At 49.5% G+C, this 24,369-nt stretch carries 20 protein-coding genes; all 20 read right to left on the reverse strand.

The genetic code is table 11. From position 1 onward, the window contains the following. Nucleotides 1–6: 6 nt before the first annotated feature. Complete coding sequence (locus tag POF51_RS02935; RefSeq protein ID WP_069845173.1) at nt 7–381, reverse strand: hypothetical protein; 375 nt, start codon at nt 379–381, stop codon at nt 7–9. 58 nt (nt 382–439) lie between these two features. After that, a complete protein-coding gene (locus POF51_RS02940; RefSeq protein ID WP_026043065.1) occupies nt 440–775 on the reverse strand; it encodes a hypothetical protein in 336 nt (111 codons plus the stop codon). A gap of 156 nt (nt 776–931) precedes the next feature. Continuing rightward, complete coding sequence (locus tag POF51_RS02945) at nt 932–1,249, reverse strand: WYL domain-containing protein (protein WP_244521677.1); 318 nt, start codon at nt 1,247–1,249, stop codon at nt 932–934. 90 nt (nt 1,250–1,339) lie between these two features. Next, complete coding sequence (gene accC / locus POF51_RS02950) at nt 1,340–2,686, reverse strand: acetyl-CoA carboxylase biotin carboxylase subunit (RefSeq protein ID WP_017248316.1); 1,347 nt, start codon at nt 2,684–2,686, stop codon at nt 1,340–1,342. 14 nt (nt 2,687–2,700) lie between these two features. Then, a complete protein-coding gene (locus tag POF51_RS02955; RefSeq protein ID WP_271753742.1) occupies nt 2,701–3,150 on the reverse strand; it encodes an acetyl-CoA carboxylase biotin carboxyl carrier protein in 450 nt (149 codons plus the stop codon). A 20-nt stretch (nt 3,151–3,170) separates the two neighbouring features. Further along, on the reverse strand, nt 3,171–4,736 hold the full coding sequence (locus POF51_RS02960; protein ID WP_069845176.1) for an acyl-CoA carboxylase subunit beta: 1,566 nt from the start codon (nt 4,734–4,736) through the stop codon (nt 3,171–3,173). A 4-nt stretch (nt 4,737–4,740) separates the two neighbouring features. Further along, nucleotides 4,741–5,793, reverse strand: coding sequence for a methylmalonyl Co-A mutase-associated GTPase MeaB (gene meaB / locus POF51_RS02965; protein WP_069845177.1), 1,053 nt, complete (start codon nt 5,791–5,793; stop codon nt 4,741–4,743). Then, a complete protein-coding gene (gene scpA, locus POF51_RS02970; RefSeq protein WP_069845178.1) occupies nt 5,790–7,961 on the reverse strand; it encodes a methylmalonyl-CoA mutase in 2,172 nt (723 codons plus the stop codon). Before scpA ends, meaB begins: the two co-directional genes overlap by 4 nt. Then, nucleotides 7,961–10,084, reverse strand: coding sequence for a methylmalonyl-CoA mutase family protein (locus tag POF51_RS02975; RefSeq protein ID WP_271753749.1), 2,124 nt, complete (start codon nt 10,082–10,084; stop codon nt 7,961–7,963). Before POF51_RS02975 ends, scpA begins: the two co-directional genes overlap by 1 nt. 31 nt (nt 10,085–10,115) lie before the next feature. Then, a complete protein-coding gene (accB, locus tag POF51_RS02980; RefSeq protein WP_069845180.1) occupies nt 10,116–10,631 on the reverse strand; it encodes an acetyl-CoA carboxylase biotin carboxyl carrier protein in 516 nt (171 codons plus the stop codon). Nucleotides 10,632–10,871: 240 nt separating this feature from the next. Then, nucleotides 10,872–11,519: a TetR/AcrR family transcriptional regulator gene (locus tag POF51_RS02985; protein WP_026043063.1), complete on the reverse strand. Its 648-nt coding sequence runs from the start codon at nt 11,517–11,519 to the stop codon at nt 10,872–10,874. A gap of 80 nt (nt 11,520–11,599) precedes the next feature. Next, entirely contained in the window at nt 11,600–12,502 is a 903-nt protein-coding gene (locus tag POF51_RS02990) for a M15 family metallopeptidase (RefSeq protein WP_271753752.1), read from the reverse strand. A gap of 96 nt (nt 12,503–12,598) precedes the next feature. Beyond that, the gene (locus tag POF51_RS02995; protein WP_271753755.1) at nt 12,599–14,176 is read right to left on the reverse strand and encodes a glutathione ABC transporter substrate-binding protein; all 1,578 of its coding nucleotides are present in this window, start codon (nt 14,174–14,176) and stop codon (nt 12,599–12,601) included. Between the two features lie 97 nt (nt 14,177–14,273). Continuing rightward, complete coding sequence (msrB, locus tag POF51_RS03000; protein WP_069845183.1) at nt 14,274–15,245, reverse strand: peptide-methionine (R)-S-oxide reductase MsrB; 972 nt, start codon at nt 15,243–15,245, stop codon at nt 14,274–14,276. 174 nt (nt 15,246–15,419) lie between these two features. Beyond that, nucleotides 15,420–16,799, reverse strand: coding sequence for a M20/M25/M40 family metallo-hydrolase (locus POF51_RS03005; protein ID WP_271753759.1), 1,380 nt, complete (start codon nt 16,797–16,799; stop codon nt 15,420–15,422). Between the two features lie 31 nt (nt 16,800–16,830). After that, on the reverse strand, nt 16,831–18,846 hold the full coding sequence (locus POF51_RS03010) for a S9 family peptidase (protein ID WP_271753761.1): 2,016 nt from the start codon (nt 18,844–18,846) through the stop codon (nt 16,831–16,833). A gap of 5 nt (nt 18,847–18,851) precedes the next feature. Beyond that, complete coding sequence (locus POF51_RS03015; RefSeq protein WP_271753763.1) at nt 18,852–20,654, reverse strand: S9 family peptidase; 1,803 nt, start codon at nt 20,652–20,654, stop codon at nt 18,852–18,854. 80 nt (nt 20,655–20,734) lie between these two features. After that, on the reverse strand, nt 20,735–22,363 hold the full coding sequence (locus POF51_RS03020) for a peptide ABC transporter substrate-binding protein (protein ID WP_069845187.1): 1,629 nt from the start codon (nt 22,361–22,363) through the stop codon (nt 20,735–20,737). A 36-nt stretch (nt 22,364–22,399) separates the two neighbouring features. Then, the gene (locus POF51_RS03025; protein WP_271753766.1) at nt 22,400–23,347 is read right to left on the reverse strand and encodes an ABC transporter ATP-binding protein; all 948 of its coding nucleotides are present in this window, start codon (nt 23,345–23,347) and stop codon (nt 22,400–22,402) included. Then, entirely contained in the window at nt 23,348–24,367 is a 1,020-nt protein-coding gene (locus POF51_RS03030; RefSeq protein ID WP_026043061.1) for an ABC transporter ATP-binding protein, read from the reverse strand. Between the last annotated feature and the right edge of the window lie 2 nt (nt 24,368–24,369).

Here is a 24,369-nt window from a genome sequence, read left to right on the forward strand (position 1 = left end):
TCGTTTTTACATTCTTCCTGTGAGTCTATTCAGCAATTTCTCTCCCTCTGTTTTGAACCGTTTGTTCTTTTCGAGAAATTCGTTCACTTCATGTAATTGGGCTGGCCGGTAGCCTGGGCCATCACAGCCACAAGAATGATAGGTAAACCCATGCTGATAGAGGATTTCAACCTTTTTCCACTGCTTCACATCCGTTTGCTTCGGAGCCTTGAAATCATGCCCCATCGCCTTCATTCCCTCACCACATTGCGGACAGCTATGCTTGATCTTGTTCCATTCTTCCTCCGTCAGCTCATTCTTGGAGGTTTGCTTGAACACTTTTCTGCAAGGGAAACAGGCGTATATTTGTTTATACGGACCATACATCCCATATCGACACATGATAGATCAACCCCTATCCAATTGTTCTTCAATCTAGACAATTCCCATTTCGGTATTGCTATGTATCCCCTTTTTTGACGAGCGTACTACCGATGAAGTCAAAGCTCAAAGGCGCCCCTTTTTTGTCGGGCTGCCATCCCAGCTTGATCGCCTCTTCAATGATAGCTGCGACGTCAGCTGGCTTTATCGCTCTCATATCCAAATGCTGCACATGTGGAAACTCCGTCCAAAAATCATTTACATCTGATTTTACATACACGCGAATCAATTGACCCATACCTTCGTTGTGCTGGATCGTCAACGCGAGTAGCCCCTTTGCTGCTGGACTAATAACCCAACGATATCGCTGCTCTCCTACCGTGATACCCCGTGTTCCTTTTTTAGGTAATGCCATAGCTACCTCCTCATTGCGAGTACATGTTTATCAGTTCTGCCAAATACGTTTTTATACCGTCCACTATTTCGGGTGAATGCTGCACAGTTACTTCTTTCCCCAACACAATCAAGAACTTTGCAAAAAATAAAATGTCTCTTCTCGCTACATTTCCTTCTAACCAACCACTTCCATCCTGCCGCAGATGCAGCATGGATGCAAGCCAAAGTTCAGCCTCACAAGCCTGCACACCTTCATATCCAACGGCTTCGATGCCGAATGTTCGACTGCATGAATACGGTCACAACGAAACACGCGAATATCTTGATGTTGATAACAATAAGCCGGGCTGTACCATAAACCGTTTTTTGTATAAATGCCAATCGGCTGCATCTCCCGCTTGGATTGTTGTCCGCGCGTTTCATAAGTGATAAGGAGTACTTTTTGTTGGATAGCAGCATCCAGCAATATGGATAAATGCGGAAAGCTGCTCATTTACATGGCTCCTTTTCGCAGTTTACCTCGTTTTATGATAAAGAAAAACAAGCCACGATAACCCCGCAGCTTGTTCCCTCTTTTCTTTCTTTACAATTCCAGCTTATGTTTCTCCAAGAAGTTCGTAGCAAAATTCCCTGCGACAAAGTCAGGGTGCTCCAGCAGCTTCTCATGGAAGGGAACCGTCGTATGCACGCCCTCGATGACAAACTCACCTAGCGCCCGCTTCATACGAGCCAATGCTTCGTTGCGATCTGTACCCCAAACGATCAGCTTGGCGACCATCGAATCATAGAAGGGAGAGATTTCGTAGCCGGGATAAACAGCACTATCCACGCGCACACCGTAACCGCCAGGCGGCAAGTAATTGATGACCTTACCTGGTGATGGCATAAAGTTTTTCGCAGGATTCTCCGCATTGATTCGGCACTCGATCGCCCATCCATTGATTTTCACGTCTTCTTGTGAAAAGGATAACGGATTGCCTGCTGCGACAGATATTTGTTCTTTGATCAAGTCGATTCCTGTGATCATCTCTGTCACGGGATGCTCTACCTGAATCCGTGTATTCATTTCCATGAAGTAAAATTGGCCATGCTTGTCGAGCAAAAATTCAACAGTACCCGCTCCGTGGTACGAAACCGCTTTGGCTGCCGCCACCGCAGCTTGCCCCATTTGCTCGCGCAGCGTTTGGTCTAGCGCAGGAGATGGCGCTTCTTCTACCAGCTTTTGATGACGTCGCTGAATGGAGCAATCCCGCTCTCCCAAGTACACTGCGCTGCCGTGCTTGTCGCCCATGATTTGAATCTCCACATGCCGTGGCTCTTCCACGTATTTTTCCAAGTACACGCCAGCGTTACCGAATGCCGTCTCCGCTTCTTTCTGGGCTTGCCGAATCGCCTTGGACAAGTCATCGGCATCAAAAGCGACCCGCATGCCTCTGCCGCCACCACCAGCCGTTGCTTTTACGATGACAGGATAGCCGATTTTCTCCGCCACCTGCAATGCCTCATCGATGTCATCAATCAAGCCGTCTGTGCCCGGGACTAATGGTACATTCGCTTGACTCATCGTTGCTTTTGCTACGGATTTGTCACCCATTTTTGTGATCGCTTCAGGATCGGGACCGATAAAGGTAATCGAGCAATCTTGGCAAAGCTGGGCAAACGAAGCGTTTTCCGCCAAGAAGCCATAGCCCGGATGGATAGCGTCTGCCTTCGTATAAAGAGCGACCGTCATAATCCGTGCCATGTTCAAATAGCTGTCCTTGGACGCCGTGGGTCCGATGCAATACGCTTCATCCGCCAATTCTACGTGCAATGCTTCCCGATCCGCCTCAGAAAAGACAGCGACTGTACGTATCCCTAGTTCCTGACAAGCGCGAATAATGCGGACAGCGATTTCGCCGCGATTGGCAATCAATACTTTCGTAAACATAGGCGCACTCCTCCCTACTGAGTTTTGACAACGAGCAATGCTTTTCCGTAATCGACAAATTGACCATCCACGACGAGAATTTCCGTAATGATGCCGCTAACGGGGGCCGTAATTTCGGAAGATAGCTGAAGAGCATCAGCCGTGCAGCGTCCAACCTTTTCGCCTACTTGAACAGTCTGCCCTACTGTCACTTCTGCATAGAACAGTCCTACTCCTGGTGACATGACTTGCTGTGTCACTTCCTTGCGTACCTCAGCAACGACATCGACGGACTCAGCAGTGGCGGCTGCCTCCTGATAGCCATGCTCCACTTCGCCCACCTGTACAGGCGCATGGACAGCCACGACTTCGACTGGTGCGCTTTTCTTGATCACGATGCGGGTCTTGCCTTTCTCCCATTCCAGCTCCTCAATGGAAGACTGATTCACCAGCTTGATGAATTCACGCAGTTCATGCAGCTTCATAGCACGATCAGAGCTCCTTTCTAAAGTGGGATATTCCCGTGCTTTTTGTACGGACGATCTTCCTGCTTGTTTCTGAGCATCTCCAAGGCTTGCGCCACCTTTTGGCGGGTTTCGCGTGGATCGATGACATCATCTACCATCCCGAGACTTGCTGCGACATATGGGTTGGCGAACTTTTCTCGGTAGAGGGCAATTTTCTCTGCGCGAGTCGCAGCCGGATCCTCACTTTGTTCAATTTCCTTTGCAAAAATGACGTTAGCTGCCCCCTCGGGACCCATGACGGCAATTTCTGCATTCGGCCAAGCATACACGATATCTGCACCAATGGATTTGGAGTTGAGCGCCACATAAGCGCCTCCGTAAGCTTTGCGCAGAATCACGGTGATTTTGGGAACCGTTGCTTCTGAGTATGCATACAAGATTTTCGCCCCATGACGGATAATCCCTCCGTGCTCCTGATTGATCCCCGGGAAAAAGCCAGAGACATCTTCAAAGGTCAACAGCGGAATGTTGAAGCAGTCGCAGAAACGGATGAACCGTGCCAGCTTATCCGATGAATGAATGTCCAGTCCGCCTGCCATGACCTTTGGCTGGTTGGCAATAATGCCGACACTGTGTCCATCGATACGCGCCAGACCGATAACGATATTGCGGGCAAAGTTCGGCTGTACTTCCATGAAATCACCGTGATCCACGATTTTTTCGATGACCTTGCGCACATCGTATACTTTGGTACTTTCAGCAGGTACTAGCTCCAAGAGCTCCTCTTGCCAACCATTATTCTCCTCTGCTTTTATCACAGGTGCGCGATCGCGATTGTTTTGTGGCAGGAAGCTGAGCAGCCTGCGTACTCCTTCCAATACTTCCTGTTCGGTCTCTGCCGTAAAATGGGCATTGCCGCTCACCGTCGAATGGACTTTGGCTCCGCCTAGATCCTCCGCGGATATTTTTTCACCTGTAACGGTTTCGATGACTTTTGGTCCTGTGATGAACATTTGACTCGTCTTCTCAACCATGAACACAAAATCCGTAATGGCTGGAGAGTAAACCGCTCCTCCTGCACACGGACCGAGAATGACAGAGATTTGTGGAATCACACCGGAGTAAATGGCATTGCGGTAAAAAATCGTGCCATAGCCATCCAGCGAGCTTACCCCTTCTTGAATGCGTGCTCCGCCAGAGTCGTTCAGACCGATAAAGGGAGCGCCGTTTTTCGCTGCCAAGTCCATCACCTTGGCAATTTTCATCGCGTGCATCTCACCCAGAGCTCCACCAAACACCGTGAAATCCTGCGCGAACAAATAGACAGGACGACCGTTGATTTTACCATAGCCCGTCACAACACCTTCGCCTGGTGCCTCCATCTGGTCGAGACCAAAATGCGTAGCACGATGCTCAACAAACGGGTTCAGCTCCATAAAGGTGTCTGGGTCAAGCAGTAGCTCGATACGCTCACGTGCGGTCAACTTACCGCGGTTATGTTGGGCATCGATACGAGCATCTCCGCCACCAAGCTGGATTTTATATTTCCGTTCCATCAATTCATCAATTTTCTCGTACATATTGTTGCTCATAAGGGCCACCATCTCTCTATTCCTTTTTCATGATCGCATTCTCGTAGATCGCCACTAATTGTTGCACGGCACTCGTCGGTGAAATCTCGCCACTCGCAACGGCTCCTTCAATGGAGGGAAGCAGCTCGGCTACTTGCTGGTTGCCGAAAAAGGTCGCGCGCAAGTAGTCCTGAGCCATACTGTGCATCCAATCGAGTAGCTGCGCTTTGCGTCTTGCCTCGAAGCCGCCTGATTGGATGGTGGTTTCACGAAATTGACCGATGACCTCCCAAATATCTTCAATGCCTTCCCCTGTCAGAGAAGAACACATATATGCCTTCGTTTCCCAGCCAGTGGTTGCCGGCTGCAAGTAATGCAGAACACGATTGTATTCACCTTTGGCGATCAAGGCACGTGTGCGATTTTCCCCATCGGCTTTATTAATCAGAAGCGCATCCGCGATTTCCATGATGCCTTTTTTGATTCCTTGCAGTTCATCGCCCGCCCCTGTCAGCATCAGCAGTAAAAAGAAATCAACCATGGACCTGACTGTCGTCTCACTCTGTCCAACCCCTACCGTCTCGACCAAAATCACATCATAGCCTGCTGCCTCGCAGATCAGCATCGTTTCCCGCGTCTTCCGATTGACACCGCCTAGCGTGCCCCCCGTGGCAGAAGGTCGGATGAACGCCTGTGGATTGCGTGACAAAAGCTCCATCCGCGTCTTGTCGCCGAGAATGCTCCCGCGTGTAACCGTACTGCTCGGATCAACAGCCAATACAGCGACACGATGACCTTTTTCACAAAGCATACTGCCGAATGCTTCAATGAACGTGCTCTTGCCTGCACCTGGCACACCGGATATACCTATGCGTATGGATTGACCTGTATGAGGAAGCAACTGCTTAATCACCTCTTGGGCCATATCCATATGAGCGGGAGCATTGCTCTCAACCAGCGTGATTGCCTGCGCCAAAACCGTTCGGTTACTATCTCGTACTCCTGTGACGTATTGATCCACTGATAAGCGCGGGAGACGTGCCTTGGAGGAAACGTTCAAGAAATTCTTGTCAGCCTTGCCCCCGGTCATTGTCCAGCAGCCTCCAGGCGATACACGATCTCTTGCAGAACGTGCTGGGCTGCTACAGGAATGACTGTTCCTGGCCCAAAGATAGCTGCGGCACCATGCTCTCGCAAAAAGGCGTAATCCTGCGCTGGTATAACACCACCTATGACCACAACAATATCCTCGCGTCCTAGCTTCTTGAGCTCTTCCACCAGTTGGGGCAGCAAGGTTTTATGCCCTGCCGCAAGCGAGCTGAAGCCGATCACGTGCACATCATTTTCTATCGCCTGCTTCGCTGTTTCCTCAGGTGTTTGGAACAACGGACCGATATCGACGTCAAAGCCTAAATCCGCAAAGGCAGTAGCAATTACTTTCGCGCCCCTGTCATGTCCGTCTTGACCCATTTTCGCGATCATAATACGGGGACGTCTGCCTTCCCACTGCTCGAATTCGTCTGCCATCTTGCGCACAGCCGCTACCTCATCGGCATCTGCGTATTCGGAACTGTAGACGCCGCTAATGGAGCGAATGACCGCTTTATGTCTACCCACGACCTTTTCATAGGCATCCGATATTTCGCCCAAAGAAGCTCTTGCCCGCGCCGCTTCAATGGCCAGTTCCAACAGATTGCCTTCGCCTGTTTTCGCACATTCCGTAATGGCTTGAAGAGTTACTTGCACTCTCGCCTCATCTCGGTTACTGCGCAGCTCCTGCAAACGTCTGATTTGCGCTTCCCGAACCGCTGTGTTGTCCACTTCGAGAATTTCCAGCGGATCTTCCTTGTCCAGACGGTATTTGTTCACGCCAATAATGGCTTCCTTCGCCGAATCGATATGGGCCTGACGGCGTGCAGCCGCTTCCTCGATCTTCATTTTCGGCAATCCCGTCTCTATTGCTTTTGCCATACCACCAAGTGCTTCGATCTCTTCGATGTGTGCCCACGCTTTTTCCACGAGCTGCGCAGTCAAGGACTCGACGTAATAAGAGCCTGCCCACGGATCGACGACCTTGGTTATCTCGGTTTCGTCCTGCAAAAACAACTGTGTATTTCGCGCGATTCTGGCTGAAAAATCGGTCGGCAACGCAATCGCTTCATCCAGAGCGTTCGTATGCAGAGATTGGGTATGCCCCAGAGCCGCGGCCATGGCTTCGATGCACGTCCGCACCACGTTGTTATACGGGTCCTGCTCCGTCAAACTCCATCCAGATGTTTGCGAGTGTGTTCGCAGTGCCATCGACTTTTCGTTTTTGGGATGGAATTGCTTGATCAGATTGGCCCAAATCAAGCGGCCTGCACGCATTTTCGCCACTTCCATGAAGTAGTTCATGCCAATCGCCCAGAAAAATGACAGTCGTGGCGCAAACGCATCGATGTCGATGCCTGCTGCAAGGCCAGTACGAACGTATTCCAAGCCATCTGCCAACGTGTAGGCCAATTCAATATCCGCGGTCGCACCCGCTTCTTGCAGGTGGTAGCCTGAAATACTGATGCTGTTAAATTTGGGCATGTGCTTGGAGGTGTAGGCAAAAATATCGGAAATAATCTTCATCGACGCTTCTGGCGGATAAATGTAAGTATTCCGAACCATGTATTCCTTCAAAATGTCATTTTGGATCGTTCCGGTTAGCTCCGCCTGCGATACCCCTTGCTCTTCTGCTGCCACGATATAGAACGCCATAATAGGTAAAACGGCTCCGTTCATCGTCATGGAGACGGACATTTTATCGAGGGGAATGCCATCGAACAAAATTTTCATATCAAGAATGGAGTCAACTGCTACGCCTGCTTTCCCGACATCACCGACTACCCGGGGGTGATCAGAGTCATAGCCGCGATGTGTCGCGAGGTCAAAGGCAATCGACAGCCCTTTTTGTCCCGCAGCCAAATTCCGTCGGTAAAATGCGTTACTCTCTTCCGCCGTAGAAAATCCGGCATATTGGCGCACCGTCCAGGGCTGAGTTACGTACATCGTCGGATATGGTCCACGCGTATACGGTGGCAAACCAGGCATGTAGCCGAGGTGATCCATGCCCTCCACATCTTCCATGGTGTAAAGAGGTTTTACAGGGATCTGCTCCAGCGTCTGCCACATTTGCTCGTTTCCTTGTGGGTTTGCATCCAGTTGGGGAAACAAATCAGACACATCTCGTTTGGACTGATAAGCCATTTTTGAAAAATCAGGTCGCTTCATTATGAGCTCACTCCTATCCGCTCCTGAAGTTCTCGCAGCATCTCGTAGCAATTGGAACGCATGTGGATGCAATCATCTACACCAGCCGCCTTAAAAGTAGCCAGCTGCTCTGCGTCAGGCAAGCCAGCCAACAGAACCGTCATCTGAGCTACACGTTGCTTGATTGCTTGCGCCAAAGGTGGAGCCTGTTCTGGATAACTCGCATCGTCCGAACAAATGACCGTGATCAACGCACCCGATGCCACCGCAGCTTCGGCCGCCTCTACAATGCTAGAGAATGCTTGCTGACGCAATACGTCAAAACCGCCAACTGCAAAAAACTCTGATGCGAAATCTGCCCGTGCCTTATGCTTTGCCACTGAACCCATCATAGCCAAGAACACAGTCGGTCTCTTGCCTGTCGTTTTCAAGAAATCATCTGCCTGTATTCTCAAGGATTCAAAGCGTTCGGATGCCCGGTGAATACGGAGTGGTTGGATGATTGTCTCCACTGAATCTTCACGTTTCATGGCTTTGGCGATATCACCCACAGTCGCTCCATGAAGCACTGCTTTTACTGCACGTCCCACGAACTCCTCCGTATGATTCGCCAACTCATCGAGGGCTGCGGAGACGAGAGTCGCGTTTTGTTTCAATCGAAGGGATCGTGCTTCCGCTGCTCGCTCTTCGTGAATGCTCAGAAGACTCTCGGCCTGCAGTGGCTGCTCAGCCGTATTGGCATACATGTTGGTTCCAACCAAACGCTTTTTACGCGTATCGATGCTCGTTGCCTTTTGATCCGCGATCTGGGCAATCAAGCCTTGTGGGAAGCCTGCTTCTAAGGCGCTCAGCATGCCACCTTGCGCTTCTACCTGCTGGAACAATTCCCATGCTTTTTTCGCTAATGCATCTGTGAGCCATTCTACGTACCAAGAACCTCCCGCAGGGTCGATCACTTTTGCCAAATGCGCTTCTTCTTGCAAAATGATTTGCGTATTTCTGGCGATTCTTCTTGAAAACGCATTGGCAGGGCGTATGGCTTCGTCAAATGCGGATACATGCAGACTGTCTGCTCCACCAATGACAGCTGAGAACGCTTCTGTCGTGGAGCGCAGCATATTGACATACGGATCGTAAATCGTCTTCGTCCAGGCCGAAGTTCTGGCGTGAATCGTCATCTTTTGAGCTTCGGTTGAACCACCGTAGGCTGCCACGATGTTTGACCAGAGCATTCTTGCAGCACGCAGCTTCGCGATTTCCATAAAGACGTCTGAACCGATCGAATATGAGAACTGCATCCGTGTTGCGACTTCCTCTATGGACAGTCCCCTCTCAAGCATCGCTTGCAAATAGTCGACACCTGTGGACAGTGAAAAAGCCAGTTCGGTTACTGCGTTTCCGCCGCCGTCCTGATAAGGATTGCTTTGAACCAAGATCGTTTTCAGCGCGGGCGCATGATCGTTTGCCCATTTCGTCATGCTTGCCATGGCGTTATAAGCTGTCTGTAAGGAACAAGGGAGCTTGCCCTCTGTGAGAAGAACCGCTACAGGGTCTTGCCCGATGCAACCTCGAAGTTCGGAGACTTGCTGGCCTGTCGCTTCAACATGTGCCAAGATGAGTGAAAGAATGGGCAAGCCTAGCGCTCCCGTGTTCACGTAAAGAGGGATCTCTGAAAGCTTCACCCCTTGAAGTGCCTGCTCTACATCCTCTCTGCAAAAAACAGATACGCCTTTGTGACCAATCGAATCTGGCAATGCTTCGTCCGGATCAAGTCCATCCAATGTCGCTTGATCCACCAGCAGATGTAGCATCGTTTGCCCGCGCTCCAAATCGTCTACGGTTGCCTGATTGAAAGCCTTGGCACTCGTTGCGATGATTTCCTGACAGACATGCCATTTGTGTTCCTTTTGCTCGCCATGCTGTTGATTCCCTCTATGAAAAGGTGCCTCGCCTGGCAGCGCTTCCAGATGCGGAAATGTTTTGACATCTTCGTACCGATAGATGGGCTGGCGAACAATCCCCTCGTACGAATGCGTCAGTAACTTGGCATCAAAAGATGCACCCTTTAGCGATTTTTCTGCCGCCTCCCGCCATTGCTCGTACGTGGGAACGGAGAATTCCTTGAACCATGTATGTTTGCTCACTCTTCCAGTCCTCCCCTTAAAAGCTGCTCCATTACGCTTGCTTCACCAGGAATAACGGCTGTCCATGCTCGACCAACTGACCGTTTTCCACCAAGACTTGGACAATCTCTCCTTTTACTTCTGCTTCAATCTCGTTAAACAGCTTCATGGCCTCGACAATACAGACAATGGTAGTTGGCTCTACCCGATCATTTATGGATACGTATGGTGCTGCGTCAACGGCAGGTGCTGCATAGAAGGTTCCAACCATGGGTGAAGTGATTTTGTACAAGTTTTCCGTCACTTCCGCCGATTTTTGAGGCGCTTCCACAGGGACTTTTTCGACCGGACGCTCAATCACTTCTTTTTTAGGCAAAGGGAAAACCGGTGCCGCCGTCACGATTGGCGCGCTTTTTGTTTGTACGGGAGTCTGGTGTATGGCTGTGACTTGATTCCCATTTCTTCGTTTGATTCGCAATGAAGAATCTTCATCATTTACCTCAAAAGATTCTATGTCCGTCTGCTCCAATAGCTTCACAAGTTCTCGTAATTCGTAAATGGTAAGCACGACTATTCCTCCCCTATTCCCGAATCTGACTGGCACACTCTCACGAACCGACTAGTTGGTCTGTTGTGATTGTGCAAGACCGACCAGTTGGTCTTTTTGATATTATAACAAATGTCAGAATACTAGTACAGACCAACCAGTTGGTCTGATCGAAGAATATGATAAGGGACCATCAAGCGACTATGCCCCTGTCTCCTATCGAAAAGCTTGAGTGTAGCCGCATGATCCTTGTTAGCACCCCTACAATGGATTGAAGGAATTTCCTTCTGATTGCAGGAAAAAACGTTGAAATGCCGGGTTTTCCATCGATTCTGATTTCAAAACGGAATGAAGAACCATATCTGCATAAATATCCGCGATTTGCTCGATCGAGTACGTCCCTGACTTTTGATACCACTTGTAAATCCAGTTCACCATGCCAAAGATAGCCATGGACACAATCGGCACAGGCAACTCCGGGCGGAACTCACCCGATTCGATTCCGTCCGAAATGACGGTGAACATGATTTTTTTATAGCGATCCCGTTTTGTTTCAATATCCGTGTAGTACTCCGGAGCTAAAAACAAACTCTCCTGATAAAAGATCGTAACCTGCGAGCGGTACAGATCAATCATCATAACGAAGGATTTTACGATTGCTTGGAGTCGCTCTGTCGGGGTGTCCCACTTCTCGTAAGCTTCCTCTGCTTTCTCCAACACATACGTAATAAATTGATCATGAATGATATAGAGGAGTTCATCTTTTGATTTGAAGTTGTGATAAAATCCTCCCTTCGACGTGCCGCTTTCTTTCACAATTTGATCCACAGTCACTTTGTGGTAGCCATTTGCTTCAAACAAGCGCATGGATGTTTCAATAATACGTTCTCTGATTGATTTTTCGGCCATTATCTTCACCCGTGACCATTATAGCATAACTACATAGCAAAAACGCCGATTCTCTTCGGTGAGAGATCGGCGTTTCTTCCTTAATTCGTTGGTGTGGAAACAGGCACGGCACCTGAATATTCTTCGAGCGTAATCCCTTTTTCTCCAATTTCTTGCGCAATCTCGGGACCTACATAGCGCAAATGCCACGGCTCATAAATATAGCCAGTAATCGCGTCTTTTCCCTCTGGGTAGCGAATGATAAATCCAAACTTCTCGACGTTTTCATCCAGCCACTTCGCTTCTTTTGTTCCACCAAAGCAGCTCGTTGCTGCGCATTTGCCATCCTTACCAGACACGTCAATCGCGAGTCCCGTCTCATGCTCACTCGTCCCAGGAACGGCACTGTAAGTCCGTGCCTTCTCTACGCCGTCTTTTTTTACATAGCGACTAAACAGCGTTTTCTGGTAGGCGTGGGAGCGATAGGCAGATACGCCAGCCAACTGGACGCCGTCAGCCTGGGCTGCCGCAAATAACTGTTCAAGCGCACCAGCTGCTTCTTTGCGCATTTTTCGTTTCTCGCTCTTTTCCGGGAGCAGGTAAGGAACGTTCGGAAACACTAAATCATTTGGCTGATAGTTCTCTGGAAGCTTGCGTTGTTTGTTCACCAGTACAGCAACACTCTCAGGTTCGCCCACAACCTCGATGTCCGGGAACGACAGCTCAGGTGGCTGACCCGCTGGTGGCTTTTCTGCCGGCTTCGTTTCCGTTGGCTTCGCTTTCTGGGGTTGCTCCGGTTGTTCTTGCTTTGGTGTTTCAGCCGGTGAAGGCGTGGTCTCTTCTTTTGGCTTCACTTCTTCTTTCTTTGGAGGAGTTGGCGTCTCCACGGATGGTGGTGTCTGTGGTTCTTGTGGAGCAGCTGTACTGTTACATCCAGACAACACAAATGTCATTGCCGTTACGAGTACGAGCGGATGCAAAAGTCGGTGTCGAAAACTTCTCATTGTAACGTTCCTTTCGTTTTGGAGCTGATCCAATTATGTAGGTAATAAAAGTACGTACTTATTATGACATAATTGACCGGCGTTTCGTTACATGTTTTATCGAGAAATCACGACCTGATCGATATTCAGGTAACCCGCTGGACTGATGGAGAAGCCCTGAATATGGTTGCTAATCACAGCTAAATTCTCCAGATTGCGAATCGGCACGACCAAAGCATCTTGCAGCTCCACTTCTTGTGCTTTTGTGTAGATGGCGAGTCTTTTGGCAGGATCTGTTTCGATACGACCAGCCTCGATGAGACGATCCAGCTCGGGATTGCTGTATTGAAAACTGTTGCCAGCCCCGCCACCTGATGTATGAAATAAATTGTATTGATTGTAGTCGGCATCCCCGGTTGCATTTGCCCAGCCACTGACAAAAATCTCATGATCCTTCGTTTTCTCAATGGTTCGGACAAACTCATCGTAGCTAACGACTTTTAGCTCCGCGTCGATGCCGATCCCTTTTAATTGCGACCGTATCACTTGGGCAACCAAGATTCGGTCCCGTCTGTTGTAGGTAATCATATGAATAGGAAAACCATCTGGATAGCCCGCCTCTGCGAGCAAACGACGCGCTTGGTTGATGTCGTACGGGTAGCTTTTCACAGTCGGACTGTAGCCGAACACATGCGGTCCAATCGGTGAGTTCGCCTTGGTTCCCACATTGTTATACACCCCTTTAATGATCGCTCCCGTCTCGATCGCCATACTGATGGCTTTCCTCACACGGATATCATTCAGTGGTGGACGTGAAACATTAAACCCCATAAACTCCGTCCCGAGCGCATCACTGCGGTACACCCGCATCTGGTTGGACGCTTGAATCCGATCCAGCTCCATGACAGGGATGGACTCTGCAATATGTGCTTCTCCATTCTCGACCATCGCAATGCGAGCCCCATCATCCGGAACAACCTTGAAGACGACTTGATCAAGCGTAGCAGCCTCGCCCCAATAGGACTGGTTTTTGCTCAACGTAATTTGACTGCCAGGCTCCCATGATTGGAACTGATAAGGGCCAGTACCAACCGGGTGATGCGATAACTCCCGTCCGTATTTATCGATCGCAGTAGGGCTGATGATGCTCCCCTCATGACTGGCCAAAATAGAAAGCAAAGGCGCAAATGGCTTATGAAGGATGAATTGCACTCTGTACGGATCGATGACCCTTACCTGCTTTACTTTTTCGAACATAGCAGCCCGAGGAGAAGCCACTGCTGGATCTAATACACGATCAAATGTTTTCTTGACCGCCTGTGCATGAAAGGGAGTCCCATCGTGAAAAACAATGCCTTGTCGGAGAGTAAACTCCCAAGTAAGATCGTCGATTTGTTTCCATGACGTTGCCAGCTGTGGCTGAATGTTCATGTTCCGATCTCGTTTAACGAGCCCTTCATACACTTTTCCTTGGACGACACTCGCCTCATTAATCGTCAAAATAAAGTGGGGATCGAGATTTGCGGCATCCGACATACGTGCAATGATTAACGTCCCACCCTCAACAACGTTTTGGGGTGTCGGTACGATTTGATTGTTGTGAGGCGGCTCCTGACCGAAAGAACAGCCTGCTATAGCCATGATTGCTGCGAGTAACAGTCCAATTAGTCTGTGAAAGGATGTCTGCGTGTACATTGGACCCTCCCTGCTTGCTCTTATGATTTACCTAGTTGTATGCTTAGCAAAAAGACCGCCCTTCTCCCATGTTTCCCAGAGAGTAGCGGTCCACACTCTATTCTTTTTCAAATAATCGCTGAAACTCCCCGAAGCCTTCTTCTTCCAAACGATCCTTCGGAATGAAGCGCAATGCAGCTGAATTGATGCAGTAGCGCAATCCATTTTCTCCAGGACCGTCCTCGAAAACGTGGCCGAGATGAGAATCTGCATCTTTACTGCGAACCTCTGTACGAATCATATTATGTGTCAAATCCACATGCTCGGTTACGTTTTCCTCTTGCAATGGCTTGGTAAAGGATGGCCAACCGCAGCCGGAATCGAACTTGTCCAAGGAACTGAACAAAGGCTCGTTGGAGACGATGTCTACGTAGATGCCCTCTTTTTTGTGATCCCAGAATTCGTTCGTAAATGGACGTTCTGTCCCGTTATTTTGCGTCACCTCGTACTGGAGCGGGGTCAAGATTTTTTTCAATTCTTCTTGCTTCGCACGGTCACGCCATGCTTCCTTGGTGAATTTCGCTCTGCCTGATGCCGCCCGATAGTATTGGTAGCGAACTGAATTTTTCTTATAGTAGTCCTGATGATATTCCTCTGCCGGATAGAACGGCTTGGCTGGCAAAATCAGCGTTGCAATGGGCTTTTGGAAACGACCGCTCGCATCCAGCTCTTGCTTGGATTTCAACGCAAGCCTTTCTTGCTCTTCATTATGATAGAAGATCGCTGGCGCATACGATTGACCTCGATCACCGAATTGACCACCAGCGTCAGTCGGGTCGATTTGTCTCCAAAACATTTGCAGCAATTCCTCGTATGTGATGAGCGACGGATCATATGTGATTTGGACCGCTTCATAGTGTCCCGTCGTATCAGAGCATACCTGTTCATAGGTTGGGTTTTCGACATGACCGCCTGTATAGCCGGAGACGACTTTTTCAATGCCTGGCATCTTGTCAAACGGACTGACCATGCACCAGAAGCACCCGCCTGCAAAGGTTGCGATTTCGAATGGATGTGTATCGCTGTTCACGCATTTCGCCTCCTGTAAATGTATGTACATTATCATTTACGATTGTACATGGTTTGCAAAAGCAAAGTCCACTCTGGAAGTGCTGCGAGAGGGTTCCAAATAGGAAAGGAGACCTTTTCACCTGAAAGGTCCCCTTTTCGCTATAGAATTGCCTGATTCTTCACTCGTATGTCGCTACTCTGACAGCGCTTTGGCAAATCCAGAGAGCATGACAACCATATGGGCAATTCCTTCCTCGAAGTCTTTCAAACGGATGGATTCGTTCGGTGCATGTACTTTGCAGCCAACCCAGCCTACTCCTGTACTAACAACAGGAAGCTTCAGCTGTTCACCGAAAATATACATCGGCCCCGTGCCTGCCGCGTTTGGAGAAAGCACTGGTTCATGTTCGTAAATGACGCGAGCCGAATCCAGCACGTGAGCAACAAATGGATGGTGGAAATCGGAACGGTACGCTTTTTGTCCGTTAATCATGCTGACGGTAATATCCGTAAAACCATGCTTCTCCAAATGGTTCTCGATGCAATTCATGATGTGCTGTGGATCTTGTCCTGGGACAAGGCGGCAATCCAACTTGGCCTTCGCGCTTTTCGGCAGTACCGTTTTCGCACCCTCTCCTGTATAGCCGCTATCCAGACCACAAATGGTCATAGTCGGGTGGAAAACCATGGCTTCTCGTGGGTCCACGTTGTTTGCTGCGGTAATCAATGGGCGTTTCAAACCGTATAGCGCTGCTGTCGCCTCTTCACTGAACGGCAATTCGGAAACGACTTTCTTTTCATCCGCTGTCGGTTCCTCGATCCCGTCAAAGAAGCCTTCGACCAAAATCTCGTTTTGCTGATTTTTCATCGTCGCCAATGCCTGCACCAAGCGCCATGCTGCATTGTCTACATACGCACCGACAGAGGAATGCATGTCGATCTCTGCCCCAACGCATGTCAGCTCAAGGTACGCCATTCCTTTGATCCCGGCAACCATGCTGATTCGCTCATTTTCGTCTTTTCCACCGAATTCCCAAATGCAGGCATCCGCCTGGAAAAGATCCTTGTACTCTCGAAGATATGGCTCCAGATTCGGGCTGCCGATCTCTTCTTCTCCTTCGATCAGGAACTTGATGTTGCAAGGCAAACCGCCCGCTTGCTGCTGCAAAATGTGAATCGCCGTCAGACGCGCAACGAGGTCACCTTTATTGTCGGCAGCACCACGTGCATACAGCTTTCCATCGATGATCGTAGGGTCAAACGGCTCCGTGTTCCACTCATGAAACGGCTCAGGTGGTTGAACATCGTAGTGATCGTAAAACAGAATCGTTTTGCTGGCGTCTCCTTCACTGCCTGCTGCAAAAAACGCATACACGACTAGATTGCCGCCAAGATTGTCGAGTACCTTTGTCTCTCCGCCAACCTCATGAATCATCTTGACCACGTATTCAACTGTCTCTGGGATGGCCTTATGCTGCGCGGACACGGTAGGAAAACGCAAATATTGCTTCAGCTTCTCGATTGCCTGTGGCAAATTTTCTTGCACGATACCTATTACTTGTTCTTTGTTCACGATCGGGCACCTCCTATCGGCATTTAGCTGCCTATTCGATTTTCTCTTTTTGGTGTGCAACCAAATAGCTGTCAAACCAGTCTGTCGTATATTGCAGTCTCAACACGCGTTGTTCAGGATCACCACTGCGGGATAGTTCATGACTGGCACCCGGGAAACGGACAAATGACACCGGGGCCTTACCTTGATGCTTCAATGTTACATAAAACTGCTCGGCCTGTTCGATTGGGCAACGGTAGTCATGTTCCCCATGCATGATCAGCAGTGGCGTCTCTATGTTCTCTACCAAGCGAATCGGTGAATGCTGCCACATTTTTTCCGGATTCGTGAATGGATTTGCCTGAATCTCTTCGGCAGTGAAGTAATATCCGATATCACTGACACCGTAAAAGCTTACCCAGTTGCAAATACTCCGATCTGTCACACCCGCTTTGAATCGATTGGTTTTACCGACGATCCAGTTCGTCATGAAGCCACCGTAGCTGCCGCCTGCGACACCCAAGCAGTCCTCATCGACAAAATCGAAATGATCGCATGCATATTGCACGGCCGTCATCAAATCGCGATAATCGTTCCCTCCATAGTCTCCGCAGCACGCCTGAACAAAACGCTCTCCGTAGCCAAAGCTCCCTCTCGGATTTGTATAGAGTACTGCGTAGCCTTTTGCAGCGAGCAGCTGGAACTCATGGAAAAACGTATTTCCGTACATAGAGTGAGGCCCGCCATGAATTTGCAGAACCATCGGATATTTTTTTCCTTCTTCAAAACCGACAGGCTTAAGCATCCAACCGTGCAGCTTCCAGCCATCCATCGCGACAAACTCCATTTCTTCAGGAACAGGGAGCTCGATGCCTGCAAATAGCACTTCGTTCAGCGCTGTCAAACGTTTTTCTTCGCCGTCTTTCAGACTTACTTGATACAAGTCTCCGGGCGTAAACGGATCACTGATGGCAGCAACCACCGTTTGTTCGTTTTCATGCAGCGAAAAACCGTAAATATTCCGGTTGCCCGCTACAACACTCGTGACTTGTCCGTCCAGCGTTACGTGATAAATGCCAGAATTTCCTCGTTCGCTGGCGATGAAATACATGCCTCTTCCGTCCGCTGTCCATACAGCCCCTGGATTCGGGTGACCTGGCGAGCGCATGTCTCCGATGGTGGAATCGCCAACCTGAACGTCCCAATCCGCTGTGATGCAAGTATAGTCGCCCTTTTCCAAATCATATACCCAGATGCGCTTCTGTGCTGCGTACAAATGTGTGTCCAATTCACTTCCGATATACGCTAGCTTGTTCCCATCATGTGACCAGGTTGGATAAGCAAAAGTCCCCTTGCTTTTGGTCAGCTTTTTCCATTCTCCCCCTTCAGAAGGGATGAGAAAAACGTCAACGCTATGCTGAAAATCAGGATCTTCTGCTCGGTTCGCCGTAATGGCGAGCCATTTTCCGTCCGGCGACCAGGAGCCAAACGTATGATTGTACGGGCCATCGCTGAGTGGAGTAACCTCGCCTGTTTCTACTTGAACAATGGCCAGCTGCTTGTTTTTCTCGTAAATGAACCCGAGATCATCGGATTTGTACTTCATTCTTCCGACATGAATGGCTTTGGCCTTTTCTTTTTCCTCGGTTCCCTCGAGGTCTGCGAATGTTTCACCCTCATCCAGGATCGACGAGAAGACAATGTATTTGCCGTCAGGTGACCAAGTCGGATTGCTGACGCCGTTTTTGCAACGCGTGAGCTGCCTTGCTTCTCCTCCCTTTGCATCGATCAGCCAAATCTGTGGTTTTCCAGATCGATTCGAAACAAAGCTAATCTTTGAACCATCCGGCGACCAGCGCGGAAAGGTGTCGCGGGAGCCAGACGTCAGGGGCTGTGGATCATCTACATCCAATTTGCGTAACACCAAGTGATTTTGGTAAGCGTGGGACTCATCGATGAGATTTTCCACATAGGCAAGCGTTTTTCCGTCTGGTGATAGCTGTGGATCGCTCGCGTACCGCATTTGATACAAATCTTCAGCCGTTATGCCTCTTTTTACTTGCGTCATCCTAATCACTCCTCGATTTTATTGGTGGATGCCAGTTGCTCCAAAAAGAACTGGGAAATTTTTTGATTCAACGTGATGTGATTGTCCAGCTTTTCGGTAAAGTGGCCTTCATCCTCAAAAATGTGCAAATCGACTTCTTGTCCCCTGCCTCTCATGTCTGCTACGAGCTGCTCTGCTTCGCTGACAGGAACACGCGTATCATTGCGCCCGTGGAATACGAGAAGCGGAGCCGAGATCTTATGGGAATGATTCAAAGGAGCAATTTCTTCAAAAAAGTCATCGTCTTCGCCGAGGAACCCGTACTCCACCTCACGCAATCTCCGTCTCCATGCCCCGGTGTTCTCCAGAAAGGTTTTGAAGTGGGAAATCCCCACAATATCAACACCTGCGGCCCACAGGTCAGGGTAATGCGTGAGTGCCGCCAGTGTCATGAAGCCTCCGTAGCTGCGACCCATGATGCCGATCGCATTCGGGTCAACGCTTGGGCGATTGCCTAAATCTTTGACCAGCCAAGCCAAATCGGCTACAGAATCCATCCGCTTGCGGCGATCATCGAGCTGGACATATTCCCGACCGTAGCCCATGCTGCCGCGAACATTCGGTGCTACCACCGTAAAGCCTTCGTTTGCCAAAAACTGAAAAACGGGATGATACTCCGGTCGAATTTGGCTCTCTGGCCCGCCATGGACGTAGACGACGACTGGTTTTATCTCTGCATCATTAGATGTATCTTTGGCATAGAGGAAATACGGTACTTCCAAGCCATCAAAAGAGGGAAAGCTGCACAATTTGGGCTCGATGAGTTTATCTTCCAGCGCATCGGATTGACCAATGTTCGTCACACGTCTGCTGGTTTGCTCCGAAATGGTATACGTCCAGATGTCGCCTGGAAGTGTAGGACTTTTCAGTGTATAGGCGAGCTGATCATCACTCACCCACGCCAAGGAAGAGATCACTCCATGTGGTGCTTCCTCCACCCGCTCCCAGCGTTGCTCTGTCAAAGAATAGAGAGCAAGAACGGAGTAGCCTCCTTCATTGATCGTAAAGGCAAGTCGCTTCTCATCTGGAGATAATTTGACCTCCTCAATGTCCCATTTCGCATCGTGCACCAGTTTGTTCAGCTCTCCTGTATGCAGTGAAAAGCGGCACAACACTTTTGTGTTTTCATCGCGGTCGGTTACGAGATATCCCGTTTGGCCGTCTTTTGACAGTACCAAGGAATGATAGCGCGCATGTTTGCTGCAAATGGCGAGCTTTTGCGCTTCCTTCGTTTGCAGATTCAACACATACAGACAATTGTCAATGTTGGTCTCCTGTACGCTGAAAATGAGTCCTGTCCCGTCTGGCAGCCAGCCGATTGGATCTGTGCGCCCATCAGAGCGGAAGACTTCCTCATACGCACCACTCTCGACATCCTGTACAAAAATATCAAAGCTGCGCGGATTGCGACGATTGCTGGACCACGCGATCTTTTGCCCACACAAAGACCAGCCTCCTAAATAGTGAAAGTAATCGGGAGCGTCTGTCAGCGGCTTCACAACCGCACCATTTTCCGTTAGCAAAAAAAACTGTTGCCGCTCGTCTCCCTTGTTGTCCATCCCAACAATCGTTTTCGTTCCGCACGGGGAATGGTCAACTGCTACCACACGATCAGGCAAAAAGGTCACTTGCTCCGAGCGGTTGGAATCTTCATTCCAGCGCCACAACTGCGCGATACCTGACTGTTTCGTTAAAAAGGTAATCTCTCTACGCTGCGGTACCACCTTCAATTGATACGCGGATTTCACTTGCAGATAGTCCAAAATCAAGAGAAATCATCCTTTCCTCTTTTGCTAGATGTATATTGGAGTATGTAAAGAGAAAAAAGAGGAGAAGCTCCTCTTTTTTTCTATTTTTTGGTTGCCCAGCGCGCACTTGGGAACGCGTTGACTGGGAAAGTGAGACCTTCTACATTCGGTTTCACCAAATAGTTTTGCTGGTAGTGGTAGACTGGAATGAACGGCATGTCATCCATCAAAATGGCTTCTGCCTGATGAAGCAATTCCATACGCTTGTTCGGATCTTGCTCAACTTTTGCCGCCATATTCAACTGATCATACTCTTTGTTTACCCAACCAGTACGGTTGTTCGGACTTTCACCCAAATAGTAGTCCAGGTTAAATGCAGGGTCGTTGATTTGACCTACCCAGCCCATACGGCCCATTTGGTAGTTCTTTTGTTTCGTTGTATCCAGGTACACTTTCCACTCTTGGTTTGTCATTTTCACTTCTACGCCCAAGTTTTTCTTGAGCATTTCTTGGATCGCTTGCGCTATTTTCTTGTGGCTTTCATCGGTGTTGTACATCAGCGTAACGTCTGGCAGTGTGGACCAGCCTTCTTCTTGCATACCTTCAGCCAGCAACTTCTTCGCTGCTTCGTAATCTTCTTTGAAGTAATCTCCGCCTTCTTCGCGGAAGTCTTTTCCGTTTGGTTGCATCGCACCACGCGGAACCATGGAGTAAGCTGGTGTCTCTCCACCTTGGCTCACCATTTCGGACAGGGCTTTACGATCAAGCGACATGGCGAAAGCTTTGCGGACTTTTTTATTCGTAAACGGTTCTTTCGTTACGTTAAACATGTACATGTACGTACCATAGTAAGGAACGGATTTGAAATCTGGGCTCGCTTTTTCTTGCGCGAGGATGTCAGACGGCATCTCTTTGTTGAAGTCGAGCTCACCACTCTTGTACATCTGATAAGCAGTCGTGGCGTCATTCACCATTTTCCAGGTGATCTTATCCATTTTTACGTCAGCCTTGTTCCAATAATGCTCGTTCTTTTCTACCACGAGCTCCGAGTCATGCTTCCAGGAAACGAGCTTGTAAGCACCGTTGGAGATGTAGGTATCCGCATTTGCTGCCCATTTTGGATTGGCTTCTGCCTGCTTCTTGTTGATCGGGTGCCAGTAACGGGTAGCCAGCATTTTGTCAAAGTATGAAGTAGGTGCAACCAGCTCGATTTCGAGCGTTTTTGCATCTACAGCCTTGATCCCTACATCTTCTGCTTTTCCTGTGCCCTTGTTGTATGCCTCTGCTCCTTTAATGTAATAGAGGAGGTAAGCCGTAGTCGAAGCAGTTGCCGGATCAAGGTGTTTCATGTACGTAAAGGCATAATCCTCGGCTGTCACTGGCTCGCCGTTGGTCCATTTCGCATCATCGCGCAAAATGAACGTATACTTCAGCTTGTCATCCGACAGCTTCACTTCCTTGGCTTGTCCCAGGATCGGATTGCCGTCCTTATCCTTGGTGTACAAGCCTTCGCCCAAGTGATCCATGATCCAGAAGGACGTCGTATCCGTCGAGGTGAGCGGGTTCAAGTCTGGTGGCTCGGACTTGGCATTGAACACAACTTCTTGTTTGGCAGCAGCGCCTGGAGTAGTGGTACCTCCAGTCGATGTTGACTCGCCACTACCGCCGCAACCAGCCAGAGCCGGAATAACGAGCGAGAGCGACAGGGCAAAGGCAGCTAATTTCTTCACGTTGTTTCCCCCTATATATTAAGATAGAAAATCGAACTACTGATAGAGATGACAAGCAACCCAATGGTTCGGTGCGGCTTCCTGCCATTGCGGAATCTGTGCCGCGCATTGCTCCATGGCCTTTGGGCATCTTGTTCGGAAAACACAACCGCTTGGCGCGTTGGCAGGACTCGGCAAATCGCCCTGCAAAATGATGCGCTCCCGCTTGATCGTCGGATCAGGAATCGGAATCGAGGACAACAATGCTTGTGTATATGGATGAAGTGGCTTTGCATACAGCTCGAAGCTGTTTGCCATTTCTACCATTTTGCCGAGGTACATTACTCCGATTCGAGTGGAAATGTGCTTCACCATGGACAGATCGTGGGCGATAAACAAGTAAGTCAGCCCCCTGTCCTGCTGCAAGTCTTCTAATAGATTCACGACCTGCGCTTGAATCGACACATCAAGCGCCGAAATCGGTTCATCCGCGATGATAAATTCCGGTTCAACCGCAAGGGCTCGGGCAATCCCGATCCGCTGTCTTTGGCCTCCGCTGAATTCATGAGGGAATCGGTTCGCATGTTCCTTAGACAAACCAACGAGCTCCAGCAATTCTTTGACCCGATCCGCTCTTGCACCACGGGACAAGCCGTGAATATCCAAGCCCTCCGCAATAATGTCCATGACAGTCATGCGCGGATTCAGGCTTGCTTGCGGGTCTTGAAAAATCATTTGGACGTCACGGTGGAACTGCTCTGCATCTTTCCCTTTTAGACGGTGTGCATTTTTGCCTTTGAACAAAACTTCTCCATCTGTATTTTCATAGAGGCGAATCATTGTTCTGCCCAACGTCGACTTACCACAGCCGCTCTCGCCTACTAGTCCGAGCGTCTCGCCGCGATTAATGGTGAAGGTCACGCCGTCGACTGCCTTTAGCGTCATCCCATTGCCGATCTCAAAATGCTTTTTTAGATTTTTGACTTCAACCAACGCTTGGCTCATCTACGTCTGCCTCCCTGCTGCCACCAATTCTTCCAGCTTCGGTGCCCGTGGATCATGTAGCCAACATGCAGCTTGGTGACCCTCGGTGAATGTGGAAGCGTCCGGCATTTGCTGCTCGCATATTTCCATCGCAAACTGACAACGCGGAGCGAACGGACAACCTTTTGGCGGGTGGAATAAATCTGGCGGGGTTCCCTCAATCGGTACCAGTCGTTCCTTTTCCACGCCATCGATCCGCGGCAGAGAGCGCATCAAGCCCCATGTGTACGGATGCTTCGGATTTGCGAAAATATCCTCTACCTTGCCTGTTTCCACAACAATTCCTGCATACATAACCACGGCCCGGTGCGCGATTTCGGCTACGACACCCAAGTCATGTGTAATCATCACGATGGAGAGCTGCTGCTTTTCCTGCAATTCTCGGAGCAAGTCCAAGATTTGTGCTTGAATCGTTACATCCAATGCTGTCGTCGGTTCATCTGCAATGACGAGCTTTGGATTATTGGCGAGTGCAATCGCGATGACGACACGTTGCCGCATTCCCCCGGAAAACTCATGCGGGTATTGATCGACACGTTTTTCCGGATCGGGGATACCTACGAGCCGAAGCATCTCCATCGCTTTTTTACGCGCCTCTTCTTTGCTGACCTGATGGGTACGAACAAATCCCTCTACGATCTGAGCGCCGACCTTCATCGTCGGGTTCAGTGCTGTCATCGGGTCTTGGAAGACCATCCCGATCTCAGCTCCACGAACCGAAAGCAATTCCTTCTTGTTCATCCCCGTGATGACTTTTCCGTCAAAACGAATCTGACCATCCACGATTCTTCCCGGCGGGTTCGGGATCAAGCCCATGATCGCTTGGGCGGTTACACTCTTCCCACAGCCGCTCTCTCCTACTACCGCAAGCGTCTCGCCACGATCAACATGAAAGGTAACTCCCCGTACAGCCTGTACCTCTCCACCGTACGTTTTGAAATGTACGCGGAGGTTTTCTACTTGTAGCAAATGATCCGCCATGT

It is taken from the genome of Brevibacillus sp. AG, assembly GCF_028369215.1.
GTDB classification, from domain to species: Bacteria; Bacillota; Bacilli; order Brevibacillales; family Brevibacillaceae; genus Brevibacillus; species Brevibacillus porteri.

Excerpts from the sequence above, each read along its gene's own strand:
- POF51_RS02940 (WP_026043065.1), bottom strand. The coding sequence starts at position 775 with ATGGCATTACCTAAAAAAGGAACACGGGGTATCACGGTAGGAGAGCAG.
- POF51_RS02955 (WP_271753742.1), bottom strand. The coding sequence starts at position 3,150 with ATGAAGCTGCATGAACTGCGTGAATTCATCAAGCTGGTGAATCAGTCT.
- POF51_RS03010 (WP_271753761.1), bottom strand. The coding sequence starts at position 18,846 with ATGACGCAAGTAAAAAGAGGCATAACGGCTGAAGATTTGTATCAAATG.
- meaB (WP_069845177.1), bottom strand. The coding sequence starts at position 5,793 with ATGACCGGGGGCAAGGCTGACAAGAATTTCTTGAACGTTTCCTCCAAG.
- POF51_RS02985 (WP_026043063.1), bottom strand. The coding sequence starts at position 11,519 with ATGGCCGAAAAATCAATCAGAGAACGTATTATTGAAACATCCATGCGC.
- POF51_RS02990 (WP_271753752.1), bottom strand. The coding sequence starts at position 12,502 with ATGAGAAGTTTTCGACACCGACTTTTGCATCCGCTCGTACTCGTAACG.
- scpA (WP_069845178.1), bottom strand. The coding sequence starts at position 7,961 with ATGAAGCGACCTGATTTTTCAAAAATGGCTTATCAGTCCAAACGAGAT.
- POF51_RS02995 (WP_271753755.1), bottom strand. The coding sequence starts at position 14,176 with ATGTACACGCAGACATCCTTTCACAGACTAATTGGACTGTTACTCGCA.
- POF51_RS02945 (WP_244521677.1), bottom strand. The coding sequence starts at position 1,249 with ATGAGCAGCTTTCCGCATTTATCCATATTGCTGGATGCTGCTATCCAA.
- POF51_RS02935 (WP_069845173.1), bottom strand. The coding sequence starts at position 381 with ATGTGTCGATATGGGATGTATGGTCCGTATAAACAAATATACGCCTGT.
- accC (WP_017248316.1), bottom strand. The coding sequence starts at position 2,686 with ATGTTTACGAAAGTATTGATTGCCAATCGCGGCGAAATCGCTGTCCGC.
- POF51_RS03030 (WP_026043061.1), bottom strand. The coding sequence starts at position 24,367 with ATGGCGGATCATTTGCTACAAGTAGAAAACCTCCGCGTACATTTCAAA.
- POF51_RS03025 (WP_271753766.1), bottom strand. The coding sequence starts at position 23,347 with ATGAGCCAAGCGTTGGTTGAAGTCAAAAATCTAAAAAAGCATTTTGAG.
- POF51_RS02960 (WP_069845176.1), bottom strand. The coding sequence starts at position 4,736 with ATGGTGGCCCTTATGAGCAACAATATGTACGAGAAAATTGATGAATTG.